This window comes from Photobacterium sp. SP02 (genome assembly GCF_038519165.1).
Taxonomy (GTDB): Bacteria; Pseudomonadota; Gammaproteobacteria; order Enterobacterales; family Vibrionaceae; genus Photobacterium; species Photobacterium halotolerans.
This window is the reverse complement of sequence record NZ_JASJOJ010000028.1, coordinates 39,935-58,658: the sequence shown is the minus strand read 5'-3', so window position 1 is coordinate 58,658 and position 18,724 is coordinate 39,935. Positions and strand designations below refer to the sequence as shown.

The window sequence follows — 18,724 nt, the reverse complement described above, 5'->3', positions numbered from 1 at the left end:
CATCGTTCGCGGCGGCGTCGATATCGCGCCCGATACCAAATTCCAGCGTCACATCCGACTCTTGGCCGCACTGCTGACACACAAAGGCATGGCGGCACGTGCGCTGGACTCGCGGCGCTTCCTGCGTGCCGAACGCGCCGCTCAGCCGGAAGTTGACCGCGGCCGTTCACTGCCGTTGCTGCAAAATGAACTGGCGCAGCACAGTGGCCATCGCATGGTGATCACAGGTTTTATGGCCAGCAATCAAGCCGGTGAAACCGTGCTGCTGGGTCGCAATGGCTCGGATTATTCCGCCACTGTGATCGGCGCCCTGGCCGGTGTCAGCCGGGTGACCATCTGGAGTGATGTCGCTGGTGTCTACAGTGCAGATCCCCGGCTGGTCAGTGATGCCTGTTTATTGCCGCTGCTGCGTCTGGATGAGGCCGACGAGCTGGCCCGTCTGGCGGCGCCTGTGCTGCACAGCCGCACGCTGCAGCCTGTGGCCCAGAGTGCCATCGACCTGACACTGCGCTGCAGCCTGCAGCCGGAATCTGGCTCGACCCGTGTGGAACGGGTACTGGCATCCGGTCGCGGCGCCAAAATCATTACTTCTCTGGATGAGGTCTGTCTGCTGGAGCTGTCTGTCTCACGTGCCCAGACGCTGGAGCAGGTGGAGCGCGAGCTGGCGACTTTGCTGCCGAAAGCGCAGCTGATCCCGCTGGCTCAAGCGGTGGAAACCGACAAAGGACAGATTCTGCTGGCGTATACCGCCGAAGTGGCCAACGGGGTGCTGGCACTGCTGCAAGACAGCGGTTTACCGGCCGAGATCCGTTTGCGCGACGGTTTTACTATGGTGGCCGCGGTAGGGGCCGGGGTGGTGATCAACCCGGTGCACTGCCATGGCTTCCAGCAGCAATTAAAAGGCCAGCCGGTCGAATTCATTGCCGAAGCCGAATCCGGGCTGAGCCTGGTGGCGGTACTGCGTCAGGCCGATACCCAGGCCCTGGTTCAGCTGATTCACCAAAATTTGTTCCAGGCGCAAAAGCGTATCGGTCTGATCTTGTGTGGCAAGGGCAATATCGGCAGCCGCTGGCTGGAGCTGCTGGAAGAAGAAAAGGTGGCGCTGGAAAAGCGTCACGGCATGAGCTTTACCCTGATAGGGGTGGCCGACAGCCGGCGCTACTGGCTGGATCTGCAGGGCATTGAGCCAGTTCAGGCACTGACCCGGTTTGATGATGAAGCCACAGACGGCACGGACTGGCTGCCGGCTCTGGGGCAGCATGACTATGATGAGCTGGTGGTACTGGATGTCACCGCCAGCAAAGCACTGGCAGAGCGTTACCCGGAATTTGCCAGCCACGGCTTGCATCTGATCTCGGCCAACAAAGTCGCCGGTTCTGCAAAAGGCAAAGTCTACCGCGCTGTGGTGGATGCGTTCGATAAAAGCAGCCGCCACTGGCTGTATAACGCCACTGTGGGGGCCGGATTGCCGGTCAACCATACGGTCAAAGATTTGCGCGACAGCGGGGATACGATTATTGCCGTATCCGGCATTTTCTCGGGCACTCTGTCCTGGCTGTTCCAGCAGTTCGATGGCAGCCTGCCTTTCAGTCAGTTGCTTGAACAGGCCTGGCAGCAGGGGCTGACGGAGCCGGATCCGCGCCACGATCTGGACGGCAGCGATGTAATGCGAAAGCTGGTGATTTTAGCCCGTGAATCCGGACTGGCACTGGAGCCTGAGCAGGTCAAAGTCGAGTCATTGGTGCCCGAAGAGCTGGCAGCTTTGAGTCTGGACGCCTTTTTTGAACACAGTGATGTGCTTGATGAGCGTTTGCAGGCACGCCTGAGCAAAGCGCAGCGCGAGGGAAAAGTGCTGCGCTATATCGCGCGGCTGGACAAAAACGGTCACGCCGTGGTGGGCCTGGAAGCGCTGGAGCCTGAGCATGCGCTGGCGAACCTGCTGCCGTGCGACAACATCTTTGCGATTGAAAGCCGCTGGTACCGGGACAATCCGCTGGTTATCCGCGGCCCTGGCGCGGGCCGGGATGTCACGGCAGGGGCGTTATTGTCGGATTTGAACCGGCTGGCGCGGCTTTTGTAAGATTTTCCCGTTATGAGATAGATCCAAAGGGTAGCCGTGAGCTGCCCTTTTTGTTTCTTGATTCTGTTTTTTCCCCGCATTGGTGCTGCCTGGCGGGCAATCGGCACAGTAAAACTCTGGACTTGAATAAACTGGGTTTTGATGTTGAGAAAAATTCATGTTCACGCGGTTGACATTAATTTGGTTACAAGACATTCTGTGGACATATAGACGTCTAAATGGTTGTTTGGCGTCAGGGTTCAGAGGGAAGGCCGCAGGCCAGCAGCAGGAAGGTTTCAATTATGGGTTATTCTTACGCCAGTCACTTGGATGCGTTAAATCAAAACATCGCCGATCTGAACGGTGCCATCAATGTATCATTTGAATTCTTTCCGCCAAGTTCGCCTGCGATGGAAGAAACCCTCTGGTCGTCCATCCATCGCCTGAAAACGCTCAAGCCGAAATTTGTATCTGTGACTTACGGTGCCAACTCAGGCGAGCGTGACCGTACCCACTCTATCATCAAAGACATCAAAGAGCAGACTGGCCTGCTGGCCGCGCCTCACCTGACCTGTATCGATGCCACGCGTGATGAACTGCGTGCCATCGCCCGCGATTACTGGAAAAGCGGGATCCGCAATATCGTGGCGCTGCGGGGCGATTTGCCGCCACAGGGCGGTAAGCCGGACATGTATGCGGTCGATCTGGTCGAGTTGCTGCGTGCGGAAGCGGATTTCGATATTTCAGTGGCGGCTTACCCTGAAGTGCATCCGGAAGCGAAAAGTGCCCAGGCTGACCTGATTAACCTCAAGCGTAAAGTCGATGCCGGTGCCAGCCGTGCAATCACTCAGTTCTTTTTTGATGTTGAAAGCTACCTGCGTTTTCGCGACCGCTGCGTGGCCGCCGGTATTGATGTTGAAATCGTCCCGGGTATCCTGCCTGTGGTGAACATGAAGCAGGCCAAGCGCTTCGCGCAGGCCAATAATGTGAAAATCCCGAACTGGTTAGAGAAACAATATCAGGGGCTGGATGACGATTTACTGAGCCGTCAGATGGTGGGAGCCAGTAACGCGATTGATATGGTGCGGGTACTGAGCCGCGAGGGGGTCAAAGATTTCCACTTCTACACCCTTAACCGCGCTGAGCTGACTTATGCTATCTGCCACACTTTAGGTGTGCGTGCCGAAGCTGACGTCATTGCCTGATGGCGGTATCGGACAGGAAAAAGAAAAAGCCGCATTGCGGCTTTTTTTGTATCTGGCTGGCACATGACGAATCGGCCCTTGAGTGGCTGAGGAGCCGATAGGTCACTGATGCCAGTGCATTGGGGTCTGCAGGGTTACTCAGCGGCCATGGCGACGTTGCTGTCGGCGCTGTCGATATCCTGCAGTTCCACCAGGACTTCTTCCGCCCAGTCGATCCAAGCCTGTCGGTTATGGATCCCGCGACGCAGTGTCAGGCGATCGAGACGCGACTGTCTGTCCATTTCTTTGTAATTGGCGAAATGGACTTTTTCCAGCTCGTGGTAATGGTTCATCAGGGTGTGTGATTCCTCGATCAGTGCTTCCAACTGGCGCTGCATAGGCAGTGAGTTGTGAACACCGCAAACCAGGAGTTTGGCAGAGAATTCATCACGAATGGTCGGATTGCGGGCTGGCTCCTGGAACCACTCAAACAGCGCCTGACGGCCCAGATCAGTGATAGAGTAGACCTTGCGATCCGGCTTGCCTTCCTGAGGTTCCAGTTTGCAGGTAACCTGATTGTTGGTGGCCATTTTGTTTAGCTCACGGTAAACCTGCTGATGACTGGCTTTCCAGAAATAGCCGATACTGTGAGAAAACTCTTTTGTTATGTCGTAGCCGGTCGCATCGCGCGAACTCAGCACGGTCAATATGACGTGTGGTAGTGACATCTCTTCTATCCGTTAAAATACTACAAAAAAATAAACCGACCAGGCGTAACGTTACCCTTCCGCTCTCAGGCGTTTTTATAATCGTCTTGTTGCAGTGCCCGGTCGAGATCACATAGGATATCATCAAATTATTCTCTGCAACCACTGGAAGCATAAATATTCTATGATGAACAGTGAGCAATTACCTATCTTGTGACGCTCGTCCAATTATGTAGACTGCGCGCAGTGCACAAAGTTTCAATCAAATTGATTCACAGCACTCATATAGACCTTAGTTGAAATGAAAAAAGTCATGCTGTCTAAATTGTGAACAAAAAAACAGGCCACCTGCCGGTGACCTGTTTGATGTTGCGAAGAGGCGAAAAATTAACCCGTATTGCGCATTCCGGCGGCAATACCGGCAATGGTGACCATCAGGGCTTCTTCCAGAATCGGCGACTCACTCTCCAGCTGGCGGGTACGGTGCAGTAATTCCGCCTGCAGCATGTTGAGTGGCTCAACATAGACATTGCGCAGCCGGATAGATTCTGCCCCCCAGGGATCCTGTTCCATCAGGTGGTCGCTGTTCTCGACGTTGAGCACCACCTTGATATCGTGTTGCAGCTGATCGCGAAGTTCCTGTCCCAGCGGCCATAAACTCTTATCGGTCAGCCGCTGATCATAGTATTCGGCAATCTGGATGTTGGTTTTGCTGTACACCATTTCCAGCATACCTAGTCGTGTTGAGAAGAATGGCCATTCACGGCACATTTCTTCCAGCAGCTCAGAATGGCCCTGATCGATGACATGCTGAATCGCTTTACCGGCGCCCAGCCAGGCCGGCAGCAGCAGACGGTTCTGACTCCAGGCGAAAATCCACGGGATGGCGCGCAAGCTTTCTACGCCGCCTTGCGGGTTTCGTTTGGACGGACGTGAACCCAATGGCAGTTTGCCCAGTTCCATTTCTGGCGTTGCCGCACGGAAATAAGGCACGAAGGAGTCATGGCCGCGGACCACCGAGCGATAGGCTTCGCAGGAAACATCTGACAGCACGTCCATCACATCACGCCATTGCTGCTTAGGCGCCGGCGGCGGCAGCAGGTTGGCTTCCAGAATGGCACTGGCGTACAGATTCAGGCTGTTGACGGCCACATCAGGCAGACCCAGCTTAAAGCGGATCATCTCGCCTTGTTCGGTCACCCGCAGGCCGCCTTTGAGGCTGCGCGGCGGCTGAGACAGCAGGGCGGCGTGCGCAGGCGCACCGCCACGGCCAATACTACCGCCACGACCGTGGAACAGAGTCAGTTCAACACCGGCCTCGTCACACACATTGACCAGAGCTTCCATGGCGCGGTATTGCGCCCAGCCAGCGGCGGTGACACCGGCATCTTTGGCTGAGTCGGAATAGCCGATCATCACCATTTGGTGGTTCTGGATGAAACCGCGGTACCAGTCGATGTTCATCAGCTGGGTAATGACAGACTCTGCATTATTGAGGTCGTCCAGAGTTTCAAACAGAGGGCAGACATCCAGACGGAAGGTGCAGCCGGATTCTTTGAGCAGCAGATGGACCGCCAGCACATCCGAGGCGGTACGCGCCATGGAAATCACATAGGCTCCCAGCGCCTGACGCGGCTGCTCAGCCACGACACGGCAGGTATCCAGCACTTCCTGTACCGCTTCCGATGGCTGCCAGTTACGGGGCAGCAAAGGACGATTTGACGCCAGTTCACGAACCAGGAAAGCCACTTTGTCCTGCTCGCTCCACTGATCGTAGTCGCCCAGGCCCAGATAGCGGGTCAGCTCAGAAATGGCATTCGAATGGCGTGTGCTTTCCTGACGGATATCCAGGCGCACCAGGTGGACGCCGAAACATTGAATACGGCGCAGGGTATCCAGCAGTAAGCCATCAGCAATGATAGACATGCCGCACTCATGCAGTGAGCGGTAACAGGCGTGCAGCGGTTGCCACAGTTGATCTATGTCTTCCAGGATCGCCACTTTCGGTACGCTGTCGCTGCCCTTGATCTGAGCATCCAGCACATCGCGGGTCTGGGTCAGTAAAGTCCGCAGGCCTTTGATGATTTCACGATACGGTTCGTGGGCACCATTGGCCAGTTCACGCACTTCGCTGTTGCACTCCACCATAGACAGTTCGCTGACCAGCTCCTGGATATCATTGAGATACAGGTCGGCCGCTTTCCAGCGCGACAGCAGCAAGACTTCGCGGGTAATTTCGCCCGTCACAAACGGGTTACCGTCACGGTCGCCGCCCATCCAGGACGAGAACTTGACCGGCGCCGCATCCAGCGGCAGGCTTTCGCCCAGGTGCTGGTGCAGTTTCTCATCAAACTGACGCAGAAATTCCGGTACTGCCTGCCACAGTGAATTTTCCACCACGGCAAATCCCCACTTGGCTTCGTCAAGCGGGCTGGGGCGTTGTTTACGGATCACATCGGAATGCCAGGCCTGAGCGATCAGTTGCTCCAGGCGGCGCTCGGCTTTCTGGCGCTCACTGTGGGACAGCTCGCTCAGCTCGAGTTTGGACAGGCATTTGTTGATTTGCACCAGCTTGTGAATCATGGTGCGACGCGCAATTTCGGTCGGGTGGGCTGTCAGCACCAGTTCGATATTCAGATCGCGGACCGCTTGCAACGAGTCGAGCTCGCCGATCTTTTCGTCTTTCAGCTTGGCGAACAGCGAATCCATTTCATCCGGATTGCATACCAGCTCCTCGCAATGGCGGGAAATGGTATGGTACTGCTCGGCGATGTTGGTCAGGTTGAGGAACTGACTGAACGCATGAGTCACAGGCAGCAACTGATCGTCCGGCAGGTTCTGCAACTCTGTGATCAGCTTTTCCCGGTCATCGCTGTTGCCGGCGCAGGCCGATTTAGACAGTTTCCGAATGGTTTCTACTTTCTCCAGCAGTTCGCTGCCATGGGCGTCCTTGATTGTATTACCCAGCAAGTGACCAAGCATACTGACATTGCTTTTTAACGCACTGTACTTTTCGTTCATATCGCATCCATATCGTAATTTTGTTACATCCAATCGCCAAGGCGTAGCCAACAATCTAGCCTTCATTGGGGCGAAAGGTCAATAAGTGCACCCTTTTTAGACCAAAATCCCGCCAGTTTATCCTGCATAAGGCCGCTGTGTGTCTCATTCCTGTAATTTACTTTCTTTACCTTTACCGTTTTAGCGTGCGCTTTAACACTGGTTCCGCGTCAGGAAAGGCATTTTTTCTTCTGCTTCTCTTGACACAAAAGGCAGGAAAAGGTAAATATAAAAATTCATAATAAGTGAATAAAAATATTCTTTGCGGTTTTGGGGTTCGCTCGAACCTTTCCCGGCAGAGAATCAGGTTTAACAACCCTTTTATCCGAATGACCAGAGGCCATCAGTAGTAGTATGAACCAGGCGATGAATTACAAGCAGTATTCCTTCCGACGACGCTAAGTCTCTATCGCCTGGTGCCTCTGGCACCTTTCTATTGCGCCTGCCCGGCGCCACACGCTGAACACAGCAGTTATATTTTCTTGATAGTGAATTTCACAACGATGACAACGGGATCCAATATGTTGAACACATCTATCATAGGTGCCAGCGGTTATACCGGCGCAGAGCTGGCCGCTATGGTCCACAAACACCCGCATCTGCAATTGGCCGGACTTTATGTGTCTGAAAACAGCCTGGACGCTAACAAGGCGATCAGTGAGCTGCACGGCCAGCTGCGCGGGCAGGTTGATCTGCCACTGCAACCTTTGACGGATGTGGCCGCGGTGGCACAGGCTTCCGATATTGTGCTGCTGGCAACAGCGCATGAAGTCAGCCATGACCTGGCGCCTGTTTTCCTGGCGGCGGGTTGTCAGGTCTTTGACCTGTCCGGTGCTTTTCGGGTGAAGGGCGATGACTTTTATACTCAGTATTACGGCTTCGCGCATCAGCATGCGAACTGGCTGGATGCGGCGGTATACGGTCTGGCGGAGTGGAATGCTGAATCGATAGCCAAAGCCCAGCTGGTGGCCGTACCCGGCTGTTATCCGACCGCGTCACAACTGGCCCTGAAACCGCTGCTGGCAGCGGGACTGCTCGATACCCAGCAATGGCCTGTGATCAATGCGGTCAGCGGTGTGTCTGGTGCTGGCCGTAAAGCCAGCATGACCAACAGTTTTTGCGAAGTCAGCCTGATGGCATACGGTGTCTTTACCCACCGTCATCAGCCGGAAATTGCCGCGCACCTGGGTACTGATGTCATCTTTACCCCGCATCTGGGCAATTTCAAACGGGGCATTCTGGCCACTATTACGGCCAAGCTGGCGCCTGGGGTCACCCCGCAAGCGGTGACAGAAGCGATGGAAGCGGCCTATACCCAGCCGGGCCAGCAGGCGGTGCGTCTGCTGGGCAATAACGCAGCACGTTTGCAGGATGTCGTTAATACTTGCTTCTGTGATATTGGCTGGAAAGTGCAGGGGCAGCATGTGATCCTCACGTCGGCTATCGACAACTTATTAAAAGGCGCATCGTCTCAGGCGATGCAATGCATAAATATTCGTAATGGTTTTGCGCCATTGACTGCGTTGGTTGGTTAAGTCTGGCTGTTGAGAGGAGAACCGGGATGGAACAGTCGCCGTTAGTAATCAAATTGGGTGGAGCAGTGCTGTCGTGCACCGACACGCTGGAAAAAGTATTTGGTGCCATCAATGCCTATCAGGCCAAGGCCAACCGGCCTCTGGTACTGGTCCATGGCGGCGGCTATCTGGTTGATGACCTGATGAAGCAACTGAACCTGCCTACAGTGAAAAAACAGGGGTTACGTGTGACTCCGGCTGATCAGATCGGCGTGATTGCCGGCGCGTTGGCGGGTACGGCCAATAAAATGCTGCAGGGCCAGGCCATCAAGTCCGGGGTGAAAGCGGTGGGATTAAGCCTGGCAGACGGTGGTCTGTGTCAGGTCACTGAGCTGGACCCTGAGCTGGGTGCGGTTGGCAAAGCCGCACCGGGCGACAGCCACTTAGTATCCGGCATCATAGCGGCAGGCTATCTGCCGATTGTCAGCTCAATTGGCCTGACGGCTGACGGTGAGCTGATGAATGTCAATGCCGATCAGGCGGCGGTGGCCGTGGCCGCGGCGCTGGATGCCGAGCTGGTGTTGCTGTCGGATGTCAGTGGCGTACTGGATGGCAAAGGGCATCTGATTGCCTCGTTGAGCGAGCCTCAGGCAGATGCGCTGATCCAGCAGGCCGTGATTACCGACGGCATGATTGTCAAAGTCAAAGCGGCATTTGAGGCAGCCAAAGGGCTGGGACGTGCAGTCGAAATTGCCGGCTGGCGCTACCCGGAACAATTGGTGAATCTGTTTGACGGTGAGCAAATCGGCACCCGATTTGTGCTCTGAACCAGCAGAATTGAGTACAAACGCTGGCGGTAACCCGGCGTTTGGATATAAAAATTACCCTTATTTTGTTTGATGTTTCAAACAGTAAAGATTGATATCGCCTGAACGGGTAGACCGTCGAGCAGGCAACAAAGGAGAGTAACAATGAGCAAGGTGAGTAAAGTTGTATTGGCATATTCCGGCGGTCTGGACACTTCGGCCATCATTCCATGGCTGAAAGAGAACTATGACTGTGAAGTAATTGCCTTCGTCGCCGATGTGGGCCAGGGCGAAGAGGAACTGGTCGGCATTGAAGAGAAAGCCCTGGCGTCAGGTGCATCGGCTTGTTATATCGCCGATCTGAAAGAAGAAATGGTCAAAGACTATATCTATCCAAGCCTGAAAACCGGCGCTGTCTATGAAGGGAAATACCTGCTGGGTACCTCAATGGCCCGTCCTATTATCGCCAAAGCCCAGGTGGAATGTGCGCTGGAAGTGGGCGCGGATGCCCTGTGCCACGGTTGTACCGGTAAAGGCAACGACCAGGTGCGTTTTGAAAGTGCCTACGCGGCCCTGGCACCACAACTGACTGTGATTGCCCCGTGGCGTGAATGGGATCTGCGCAGCCGTGAAGCCCTGCTGGATTATCTGGCCGAGCGTAAGATTCCAACCACGGCAACGCTGGAAAAAATCTATTCCCGTGACGCGAATGCCTGGCACATTTCAACCGAAGGCGGCGTACTGGAAAACACCTGGAACCAGTCCAATGAGCTGTGCTGGGTATGGACCAAAGATCCGGAAGATGCGCCGAACACCCCGGAAGAAGTGTCTGTACTGATCGAAAAAGGTGAAATTGTGGCGGTAGACGGCAAATCCATGTCGCCGTATGAAGCTCTGGTGTACCTGAACAAGAAAGGTGCCGAGCACGGTGTCGGCCGTATCGATATCGTCGAGAACCGTCTGGTCGGTATCAAATCCCGTGGCTGTTATGAGACACCGGGAGGCACCATCATGATGGAAGCCCTGCGTGCCGTCGAACAGCTGGTACTGGACAAAGAGTCGTTTGAATTTCGTGAAAGTATCGGCCTGAAAGCCTCGCACCTGATTTACGATGGTCGCTGGTTCACGCCTCTGTGCCGTTCACTGCTGGCCGCGGCCAATGAGCTGGCGCAGGACGTCAATGGCGAAGTGGTGCTGAAACTGTACAAAGGCCAGGTGACGGCCGTTCAGAAACGTTCGCCGAACAGCCTGTACTCGGAAGAGTTCGCCACCTTCGGTGAAGACGAAGTGTACGACCACAGCCATGCGGGTGGCTTTATCCGCCTGTACTCGCTGGCAAGCCGTATCCGTGCCCTGAACGAACAGAAAAAATAATCTAACTAGCGTAAAGCGCATTACTAATAAGACATGTGAGCAAGTCGGTCGTACAGCAAAGGAGAAGTACCATGGCACTATGGGGCGGACGTTTTAGTCAGGCAGCAGATACTCGGTTCAAGCAGTTTAACGATTCCCTGCGTTTTGATTACCGCCTGGCGGAGCAAGACATCGTTGGCTCGGTGGCCTGGTCAAAAGCACTGCGTCAGGTCGGGGTTCTGACCGAAGAGGAGCAGCAGAAGCTGGAGCTGGCACTCAATGAGCTTAAGCTGGCTGTGATGGAGGATCCGCAACAGATCCTCCAGTCTGATGCCGAAGACATCCACAGCTGGGTTGAGCAGCAGCTTATCCACCGTGTGGGGGATTTGGGCAAAAAGCTGCACACCGGCCGTTCACGTAACGATCAGGTGGCGACCGATCTCAAGCTGTGGTGCCGTCAGCAGGGACACCAGTTACTCATGATGCTGGATCACCTGCAAAGCCAGCTGACCGCAGTGGCCCGTGAGCATCAGGCTACTGTGCTGCCGGGATACACCCATCTGCAGCGTGCCCAGCCGGTGACGTTTGCCCACTGGTGTCTGGCTTATGTGGAAATGTTCGAGCGTGACCATTCACGTCTGAGTGATGCGCTGCATCGGTTAGATACCTGTCCTTTAGGCTCCGGTGCGCTGGCCGGTACGGCTTATCCGATTGACCGGGAAGCCCTGGCGCACAGTCTGGGTTTCCATCGGGCCACGCGCAACAGTCTGGATTCTGTGTCTGACCGTGATCATGTGATGGAGCTGTTGTCGACGGCGTCGATTTCCATGCTGCATCTGTCCCGTCTGGCAGAAGACATGATTTTCTACAACTCGGGCGAGTCCAACTTTATTGAGCTGGCCGATACCGTCACCTCAGGCTCATCGCTGATGCCGCAGAAAAAGAATCCGGATGCGCTGGAGCTGATCCGCGGCAAGTGTGGCCGGGTCTATGGTTCACTGGCGGGCATGATGATGACGGTTAAAGCGCTGCCGCTGGCGTACAACAAAGACATGCAGGAAGACAAAGAAGGCTTGTTCGACGCACTGGACACCTGGCACGAATGCATGGAAATGGCCGCACTGTGCTTTGACGGTATCAAGGTCAACAAAGACCGGACACTGGAAGCGGCGATGCAGGGCTATTCGAATGCCACCGAGCTGGCCGATTACCTGGTGGCCAAAGGCATTCCGTTCCGGGAAGCACACCATATCGTCGGCGTGGCAGTCGTGGCGGCGATTGAAAAAGGCTGTGCACTGGAAGAGCTGTCGCTGGAGGAGATGAAAGCCTTCTCACCTGTGATTGCTGAGGATGTGTATCCGATTCTGACCATTGAGTCCTGTCTGGAGAAACGCTGCGCGCTGGGCGGTGTGGCGCCCAATCAGGTCGATCACGCGATTGCGCAGACGGAAAAACGGCTGTCGAAACGCCATGCGCCGGGCGTGAAAGTACGGGGTGCGCGGCTGACCGATCTGGATGCCATTGAAGGCATGGTGGCTTACTGGGCCGGACTGGGCGAGAACCTGCCGCGGCCGCGTAATGAACTGGTGCGTGATATCGGCTCATTTGCGGTGGCAGAAACGCAGGGGGTGGTCACAGGCTGTGCGTCGCTGTATGTCTACGACTCAGGGCTGGCGGAAATCCGCTCGCTGGGGATTGAGGCCGGCTGGCAGCACCAGGGGCAGGGCAAGGCTCTGATCCAGCATTTACTGGAAAAAGCCAGCCAGATGGCGATTAAGCGGGTGTTTGTGCTGACCCGTGTGCCTGAATTTTTCATGAAGCAGGACTTTATTCCGACCTCAAAATCCTTGTTGCCTGAGAAAGTGATGAAAGACTGCGATATGTGTCCGCGTCAGCATGCTTGCGATGAGGTGGCACTGGAGGTCAGATTGGATCAGCAGCACGTGATTCCAAGCGTCAACGTCGCCTGATCGTCAGGTGTTTGAATGAAACATAAAAAAAGCGCCGGTGATCCGGCGCTTTTTTGTCATCTTCAAAACCACCGCCTATGGGCGGTGGTGATTGTTTCCCCGTCAGTGTCGAGGATGAATCAACAGCCGGGGCCGCAGTCCATGCAGTGCTTGATCATTTCCGGTCCCAGATGCAGTTTGGCGTTGAGATCACGCAGCGCGGTACGGACACCTTCCTCGATCACCGGATGATAGAAGGGCATGTCCAGCATTTGCGCCACTGTCATTTTGCTCTGATGCGCCCAGGCCAGTAAATGCGCCAGGTGCTCAGCGTTGGGCCCTATCATCTCAGCACCCAGAAAACGGCCTGTGCCATGTTCGCCGTACAGGTTCAGTATGCCCTTATTGCGCAGCATCACTCGCGAACGGCCTTGATTTTCAAACGAGACAGTTCCGACCTCAAAGCAGCCGCAGTTGCCCAGCCGCTCACTAATCTCGCGGCGACTTTCCCCCACCATGGCAATTTGCGGTTCGGTGAACACCACAGAAATTTTCGAGCGACGCAGTCCGGCGCGAATATCCGGGAAGCGGCCGGCGTTGTCACCGGCGATCCGGCCCTGATCGGCCGCTTCATGCAGCAGAGGCAACTGGTTGCTGGCATCACCGGCAATGAAAATCGACGCCACCGAGGTTTGCAGGGTGAAATGATCGGCAATCGGTACGCCGCGCTCATCCAGCGCCACACTGGTGTTGTTAAGCGCCAGCTTGTCGGTATTCGGCCGACGGCCCGTCGCAGCCAGCACATAGTCAAACGTCTGGGTTTCCAGCTCGCCCGATTTGTTGAGGAACTGGATCTCAACCCTGTCACCCACGCGCTTCATGCTTTCAACCTTGACATCGGCATCCAGGTACAGCTCGTCATTGAAGCTCTGGTTGGCATACGCCATGACTTCATCGTCGGTCAGCGGGCCGACCTGACCGCCGAGGCCGAAGATCTTGACCTCAACCCCGAGGCGGTGCAGTGCCTGACCCAGCTCCAGCCCGATCACACCCGGACCGAATACCGCCACCGAGGCCGGCAGATCGTCCCAGTCAAAGACATCATCATTGATCACCAGGCGATCACCCAGCTCATGCCATACGCCCGGATAGGCCGGACGGGAGCCGGTGGCAATCACAATCCGCTGGGCTTCAATGCGGGTGTGGCCATCGACCTCGAGCGTTGTGTCATTGATAAACCTGGCATAGCCGCTGATTTTGTCTTCTGCAGCAATCTCATCGACGCTCTCCAGCACGAAGCCGACGAAGCGGTCACGTTCGCGCTTGACCCGCGCCATGACTTCACGGCCGTTGATCTGAATCTCGCCTTGCGGATGAATACCAAAGGCGGGGGCTTTTTCAATGTTGTGGACACTTTCGGCCGCCGCAATCAGCAATTTTGAGGGCATGCAGCCTACACGGGCACAAGTGGTACCGTAAGGGCCACCTTCTATCATGACCACGCTGTCTGTGTGCGCTTTGGCGGCGCGGTAAGCGCCCAGACCTGCCGTACCACCACCAATGACGGCCACATCCACGGTTAAGGTTTTCATCTTTTCTCTCCAACGACATTCAGTTCAGGGGTGTGCAATCTGGCAGGGCACTCAGCCCTGCCTCGGGGTGCGGATTAACCCAGGTAGGCTTCCAGCTCTTCGCTGCCACCGATGTGCTTGCCACCAATAAAGACCTGAGGCACAGTGCTGCGGCCAGAGACAGCGCGCAGGCTTACCGTGGTGGCATCTTTGCCCAGGATCACTTCTTCAAACTGCAAGCCTTTGTCAATCAGGTTCTGTTTCGCCTTGGCACAGAAAGGACAGCCAGGTTTAGTGAAAATGGTGACCGACTCCTGCAGTTTATGGTCAGGGGCGATGTAGTTCAGCATAGTATCAGCGTCAGAAACGTTGAACGGGTCACCCGGCTCGTCGTTCTCGATAAACATTTTTGTGACCACGCCGTTTTTCACCAGCATGCTGTAGCGCCATGAACGGTCACCGAAGCCCAGATCGTTTTTCTTCACCAGCATCCCCATGCCTTGCGTGAACTCTCCGTTGCCGTCCGGGATGAAAGTGATGTTGTCCGCATCCTGATCGGCTTTCCAGGCATTCATCACAAAGGTATCGTTGACCGAGACACACAGGATGTCATCCACACCGTGCGCGGCAAAGACGGATGCCAGCTCGTTGTAACGCGGCAGGTGGCTTGATGAGCAGGTCGGCGTGAACGCACCCGGCAGGCTGAACACCACCACGGTTTTGTTGCTGAACAGCTCATCGGTTGTCACATCAACCCACTGATCGCCCTGGCGGGTACGGAAAGTAACTTGTGGAATCGCTTGACCTTCTTTTGATGTAAACATGTTGTTCTCCTGATGGATGTTTTGATTTCAATATTTTGTGGAACATTTTTGTCTTGTTCCTGTTGATGGAGCTAGTATGCGAAATTTGGATTGATAGCTCTAATCGTTTGCTGTTATCTTATTAATCGTTAATTTCTATTAAATGAAATGGGAACCGATTGATGAATATCCGAGATCTCGAATATCTGGTGGCGCTGTCAGAGCACCGTCATTTTCGTAAAGCGGCAGAGGCGTGCTTTGTCAGTCAGCCGACCCTGAGCGGGCAGATCCGTAAGCTGGAAACCGAGTTAGGGGTGTCTTTGCTGGAGCGGACCAGCCGCAAGGTGCTGTTTACGGATGTCGGGCTCAGTCTGGTGACTCAGGCAAGAAAGGTACTGCACGAGGTCAAGGTGCTGGCAGAAATGGCCAGTCAGCAGGGGGAAAGCATGGCCGGCCCGCTGCATGTCGGTTTTATTCCCACGGTCGGGCCGTATTTGCTGCCCCTGATTATCCCGGCGCTTAAAGCGGCGTTTCCCCAGTTAGAGCTGTATCTGCATGAAGCGCAGACGCAGGTGCTGGTGCAGCAATTAGAAGAAGGCAAGCTGGACTGCATCATTCTGGCCGCGGTAAAAGAAAGCGAACATTTCAAAGAGCTGTCTCTTTACCATGAGCCTATGGTGCTGGCGGTGCCAGAAGGGCATCCCTGGGCGGACAAAAGTGAGCTGTCAATGCAGGAGCTGAATGGCCATACCCTGCTGATGCTGGGGGATGGGCACTGCCTGCGCGATCAGGCGATGGGATTTTGCTTTGCTGCCGGTGCGAAGGAAGACGGCAGTTTCAAGGCGACCAGTCTGGAAACCCTGCGCAATATGGTGGCGGCCGGCAGCGGCATTACCTTGCTGCCTAAGCTGGCAACGCCTCACACGGCCAAACGCGATGGCGTGTGCTACCTGAAAGCCTGTGATCCTGAACCGAGCCGTTTGATTACGCTGGCCTACCGTCCCGGCTCACCGCTGAAAGGGCGTTATGAGCAGCTGGCGGAGCAAATCAGGCGCAGTATCAGCCTGCATCTGGACAGCTAATTCACAAAAAACAAGCGCGCCCAGAGGCGCGCTTGTTTTTTCTTGTTCAGAATCCCTGTTCAGCACAGAGGGTCAGAACAGCTCGTCCGAGCTGTCGGATTCAAACAGGCCGCTGTCGCTGCCCCCTTCACCGACATAATCTTTCGGTTCACTCCCCTGAATGAAGTACTCAAACATAGAGGTAAAGTCATTTTTCTTGGTCAGCTTGCCCGTGTCACGGTCGATACGCACCTGAACAATGTTGGGCGGTAACTGCTTGCGTTGTTCAGGCACATCCTGCAGCGCCTGCTCCATAAAGCCAATCCAGGCGGGTTGCGCCGTTTTGGCGCCGGCTTCCGCGCCGGCCGTTTGATCATCAGTAATGTTAGGGTTAGCGCTGGTGCGACCCAGCTCGCGGCTGTGATTATCAAAGCCGACCCAGGCGGTGGCGACGACACCCGGCCCGAACCCTGTATACCAGGCATCTTTGGAATCGTTGGTGGTGCCAGTTTTACCCCCGATGTCACGGCGTTTCAGTACCTGACCCCGCCAGCCTGTGCCGTTCCAGCCACTGCCGTGGCGCCAGTCGCCGCCGCCCCAGATATTGCTTTCCAGCATTTCACGGACCAGAAAAGCGTTCTGCTCGGTGACAACTTGTGGTGCGATGCGAATCGGTTGCTGATCGGCTTCAGTGGCATTGCCCGTCGGGCCCAGCTCTTCTTCACTGATGGCGATGTCATGCATCACTGCGCGGCTGGCCACCACATGGTTACCGGCCAGCTGTTCTTTGCGCTGGCAATCATCATTACAGACCACATTCGGATGGGCCTGATACACCAGATTACCGTAGGCATCTTCCACCCGTTCGATGAAATAGGGCTCAACAAAGTAGCCGCCATTGGCAAACACAGAGAAGCCCTGCACCATTTCCAGCGGAGTCAGGCTGCCGGCACCCAGAGCAATGGCTTCTGCCCGGGGGATATCTTCACGCTTGAAACCAAAGCGGGTCAGGTAGCTGATGGTGTCGTCCAGCCCGACATCCTGCAGGACGCGGACCGCCATGACGTTTTTCGACTGCGCCAGACCGATACGCAGGCGGGTAGGGCCATTGTATGTCGGCGGTGAATTTTTCGGACGCCAGGCGGTGCCCATGCTTTTATCCCAGCTGTTCACCGGTGCATCGTTGATCAGGGTCGCCAGCGTCATGCCCGAGTTCAGACCGGCCGAATAGATAAACGGCTTGATGCTGGAACCTACCTGGCGGATGGACTGGGTGGCACGGTTAAATTTGCTGTGTACGAAGTTAAACCCGCCCACCATGGCCTGCACGGCGCCATTGTATGGTGAAATGGCGACAAAGGCGGTGTTGGCATCGGGCACCTGGCTCAGCACCCAGCGCTCGCCTTTGTGCTGTACCCAGATTTGCTGGCCGGGTGCCAGGATCTCAGTGGCCGACTTCGGTGCCGGGCCCTGGCTGGAGTCGGTAATGAAGCGGCGTGCCCACTTCATGCCGTCCCAGTCCAGACTCTGATGCTGGCCGCTGCGCAGGATGACCTCCGCGTTTTTCGGGTCAACTTTAACCACCACGGCAGGTTCCAGCTCGCCGTAGCTTGGCTGCTTGGCCAGATGATCCAGGATCATCTGCTCATCCCACACCGCCTGTTCCGGCATCCACAGGGTGGCCACCGCACCACGGAAACCGTGGCGCTGGTCATAATCCATCAGGTTTTGTATGGCGGCATGTTGCGCCGCCCGCTGCAATTTGGGATTGACAGTGGTGTAGACCTTCATGCCGGAGGTATAGGCATCTTCGCCGTAGCGATCCAGCATCCAGGCTCTGGCGCGCTCGGCAAAGTAAGGGGCATTGAGCGCAATCTCTGCACCGTGATACCGGGCTACGATGGGCTCTGCTTTGGCCTGTTCGAATTCAGTGCGAGTGATGTAGCCTTCATCCAGCATACGGCTCAATACTACATTGCGGCGTGTGGTTGCCCGATCCAGCGAGTAGATAGGGTTCATGGTAGAAGGTGCTTTCGGCAGGCCGCCAATGATGGCGATTTCGCTCAGCGTCAGCTGGCTGACGTCTTTACCAAAATAGACCTGTGCCGCTGCACCGACGCCATACGCCCGGTAACCCAGGTAAATTTTGTTCAGGTACAGTTCCAGGATTTCATCTTTGCTCAGCAACTGTTCAATGTGAACGGCGATGAAAATCTCTTTGATTTTACGCATGATTTTTTTCTCATTGCTGAGGAAAAAGTTACGCGCAAGCTGCTGGGTAATGGTACTGGCGCCTTGCTTGGCCGATCCTGAGGTCGCCACCACAAAGGCCGCACGGGCGATGCCGATAGGGTCAATCCCCGGGTGGTCATAATAGCGGCTGTCTTCAGTCGCGATTACCGCGTTGATCATCTGCTGAGGAATTTGATCCAGAGTCAGTGGGATACGGCGCTTTTCGCCAAACTGGGAAATCAGTTCGCCGTCAGCACTGTAGACCTGCATAGGTGTCTGTAACTCAACGTTTTTAAGCGTTGCTACATCAGGGAGATCCGGTTTCAGATACAGGTAGAAACCAAAAATCGTGCTGACTCCAAGAATGATGCAAATGATTGCAAAAATAAATAATCGCTTTATGAACTTCACTTGAGAATTCCCGT

The 18,724-nt window shown here is 55.4% G+C and carries 12 protein-coding genes; 7 read left to right on the top strand and 5 right to left on the bottom strand.

Going from position 1 to position 18,724, the window contains the following annotated elements; translation table 11 throughout:
- Positions 1–2,080, top strand: a 2,080-nt coding sequence (locus P0Y67_RS13395; protein ID WP_342392253.1) for a bifunctional aspartate kinase/homoserine dehydrogenase II, incomplete at its 5' end; no start/stop codon positions are given.
- A gap of 281 nt (positions 2,081–2,361) precedes the next feature.
- Positions 2,362–3,264: a methylenetetrahydrofolate reductase gene (gene metF / locus P0Y67_RS13390; RefSeq protein WP_342392252.1), complete on the top strand. Its 903-nt coding sequence runs from the start codon at positions 2,362–2,364 to the stop codon at positions 3,262–3,264.
- A 134-nt stretch (positions 3,265–3,398) separates the two neighbouring features.
- Here the strand turns inward: metF and P0Y67_RS13385 are convergent, their stop codons facing one another.
- Together P0Y67_RS13385 and ppc are read right to left on the bottom strand one after the other, a co-directional pair.
- On the bottom strand, positions 3,399–3,971 hold the full coding sequence (locus tag P0Y67_RS13385) for a PadR family transcriptional regulator (RefSeq protein ID WP_120513767.1): 573 nt from the start codon (positions 3,969–3,971) through the stop codon (positions 3,399–3,401).
- Between the two features lie 366 nt (positions 3,972–4,337).
- The gene (gene ppc, locus P0Y67_RS13380) at positions 4,338–6,971 is read right to left on the bottom strand and encodes a phosphoenolpyruvate carboxylase (protein ID WP_342392251.1); all 2,634 of its coding nucleotides are present in this window, start codon (positions 6,969–6,971) and stop codon (positions 4,338–4,340) included.
- Positions 6,972–7,531: 560 nt separating this feature from the next.
- Here ppc and argC point away from each other — a divergent pair.
- The 4 genes from argC (at position 7,532) to argH (ending at position 12,653) form a co-directional block, all read left to right on the top strand.
- A complete protein-coding gene (gene argC / locus P0Y67_RS13375; protein WP_342392250.1) occupies positions 7,532–8,545 on the top strand; it encodes an N-acetyl-gamma-glutamyl-phosphate reductase in 1,014 nt (337 codons plus the stop codon).
- A gap of 26 nt (positions 8,546–8,571) precedes the next feature.
- On the top strand, positions 8,572–9,351 hold the full coding sequence (gene argB / locus P0Y67_RS13370; protein ID WP_161445608.1) for an acetylglutamate kinase: 780 nt from the start codon (positions 8,572–8,574) through the stop codon (positions 9,349–9,351).
- Between the two features lie 144 nt (positions 9,352–9,495).
- Positions 9,496–10,704, top strand: coding sequence for an argininosuccinate synthase (locus P0Y67_RS13365; protein WP_342392249.1), 1,209 nt, complete (start codon positions 9,496–9,498; stop codon positions 10,702–10,704).
- Between the two features lie 71 nt (positions 10,705–10,775).
- Entirely contained in the window at positions 10,776–12,653 is a 1,878-nt protein-coding gene (argH, locus tag P0Y67_RS13360; protein ID WP_161445606.1) for an argininosuccinate lyase, read from the top strand.
- A gap of 119 nt (positions 12,654–12,772) precedes the next feature.
- Here the strand turns inward: argH and P0Y67_RS13355 are convergent, their stop codons facing one another.
- A complete protein-coding gene (locus P0Y67_RS13355; RefSeq protein WP_342392248.1) occupies positions 12,773–14,224 on the bottom strand; it encodes a dihydrolipoyl dehydrogenase in 1,452 nt (483 codons plus the stop codon).
- A 74-nt stretch (positions 14,225–14,298) separates the two neighbouring features.
- Positions 14,299–15,027, bottom strand: a complete 729-nt coding sequence (locus P0Y67_RS13350) for a glutathione peroxidase (RefSeq protein WP_342392247.1) — start codon at positions 15,025–15,027, stop codon at positions 14,299–14,301.
- Between the two features lie 161 nt (positions 15,028–15,188).
- Between P0Y67_RS13350 and oxyR the strand changes: the two genes are divergently transcribed.
- Entirely contained in the window at positions 15,189–16,088 is a 900-nt protein-coding gene (gene oxyR, locus P0Y67_RS13345; protein ID WP_342392246.1) for a DNA-binding transcriptional regulator OxyR, read from the top strand.
- Between the two features lie 72 nt (positions 16,089–16,160).
- Here the strand turns inward: oxyR and P0Y67_RS13340 are convergent, their stop codons facing one another.
- A complete protein-coding gene (locus P0Y67_RS13340; protein ID WP_342392245.1) occupies positions 16,161–18,710 on the bottom strand; it encodes a penicillin-binding protein 1A in 2,550 nt (849 codons plus the stop codon).
- Positions 18,711–18,724 lie beyond the last annotated feature (14 nt).

What these genes read in the sequence shown, in the direction of transcription:
- ppc (WP_342392251.1), bottom strand. Translation starts at nt 6,971, where the DNA reads ATGAACGAAAAGTACAGTGCGTTAAAAAGCAATGTCAGTATGCTTGGT.
- P0Y67_RS13365 (WP_342392249.1), top strand. Translation starts at nt 9,496, where the DNA reads ATGAGCAAGGTGAGTAAAGTTGTATTGGCATATTCCGGCGGTCTGGAC.
- oxyR (WP_342392246.1), top strand. Translation starts at nt 15,189, where the DNA reads ATGAATATCCGAGATCTCGAATATCTGGTGGCGCTGTCAGAGCACCGT.
- P0Y67_RS13350 (WP_342392247.1), bottom strand. Translation starts at nt 15,027, where the DNA reads ATGTTTACATCAAAAGAAGGTCAAGCGATTCCACAAGTTACTTTCCGT.
- P0Y67_RS13385 (WP_120513767.1), bottom strand. Translation starts at nt 3,971, where the DNA reads ATGTCACTACCACACGTCATATTGACCGTGCTGAGTTCGCGCGATGCG.
- argB (WP_161445608.1), top strand. Translation starts at nt 8,572, where the DNA reads ATGGAACAGTCGCCGTTAGTAATCAAATTGGGTGGAGCAGTGCTGTCG.
- metF (WP_342392252.1), top strand. Translation starts at nt 2,362, where the DNA reads ATGGGTTATTCTTACGCCAGTCACTTGGATGCGTTAAATCAAAACATC.
- argH (WP_161445606.1), top strand. Translation starts at nt 10,776, where the DNA reads ATGGCACTATGGGGCGGACGTTTTAGTCAGGCAGCAGATACTCGGTTC.
- argC (WP_342392250.1), top strand. Translation starts at nt 7,532, where the DNA reads ATGTTGAACACATCTATCATAGGTGCCAGCGGTTATACCGGCGCAGAG.
- P0Y67_RS13355 (WP_342392248.1), bottom strand. Translation starts at nt 14,224, where the DNA reads ATGAAAACCTTAACCGTGGATGTGGCCGTCATTGGTGGTGGTACGGCA.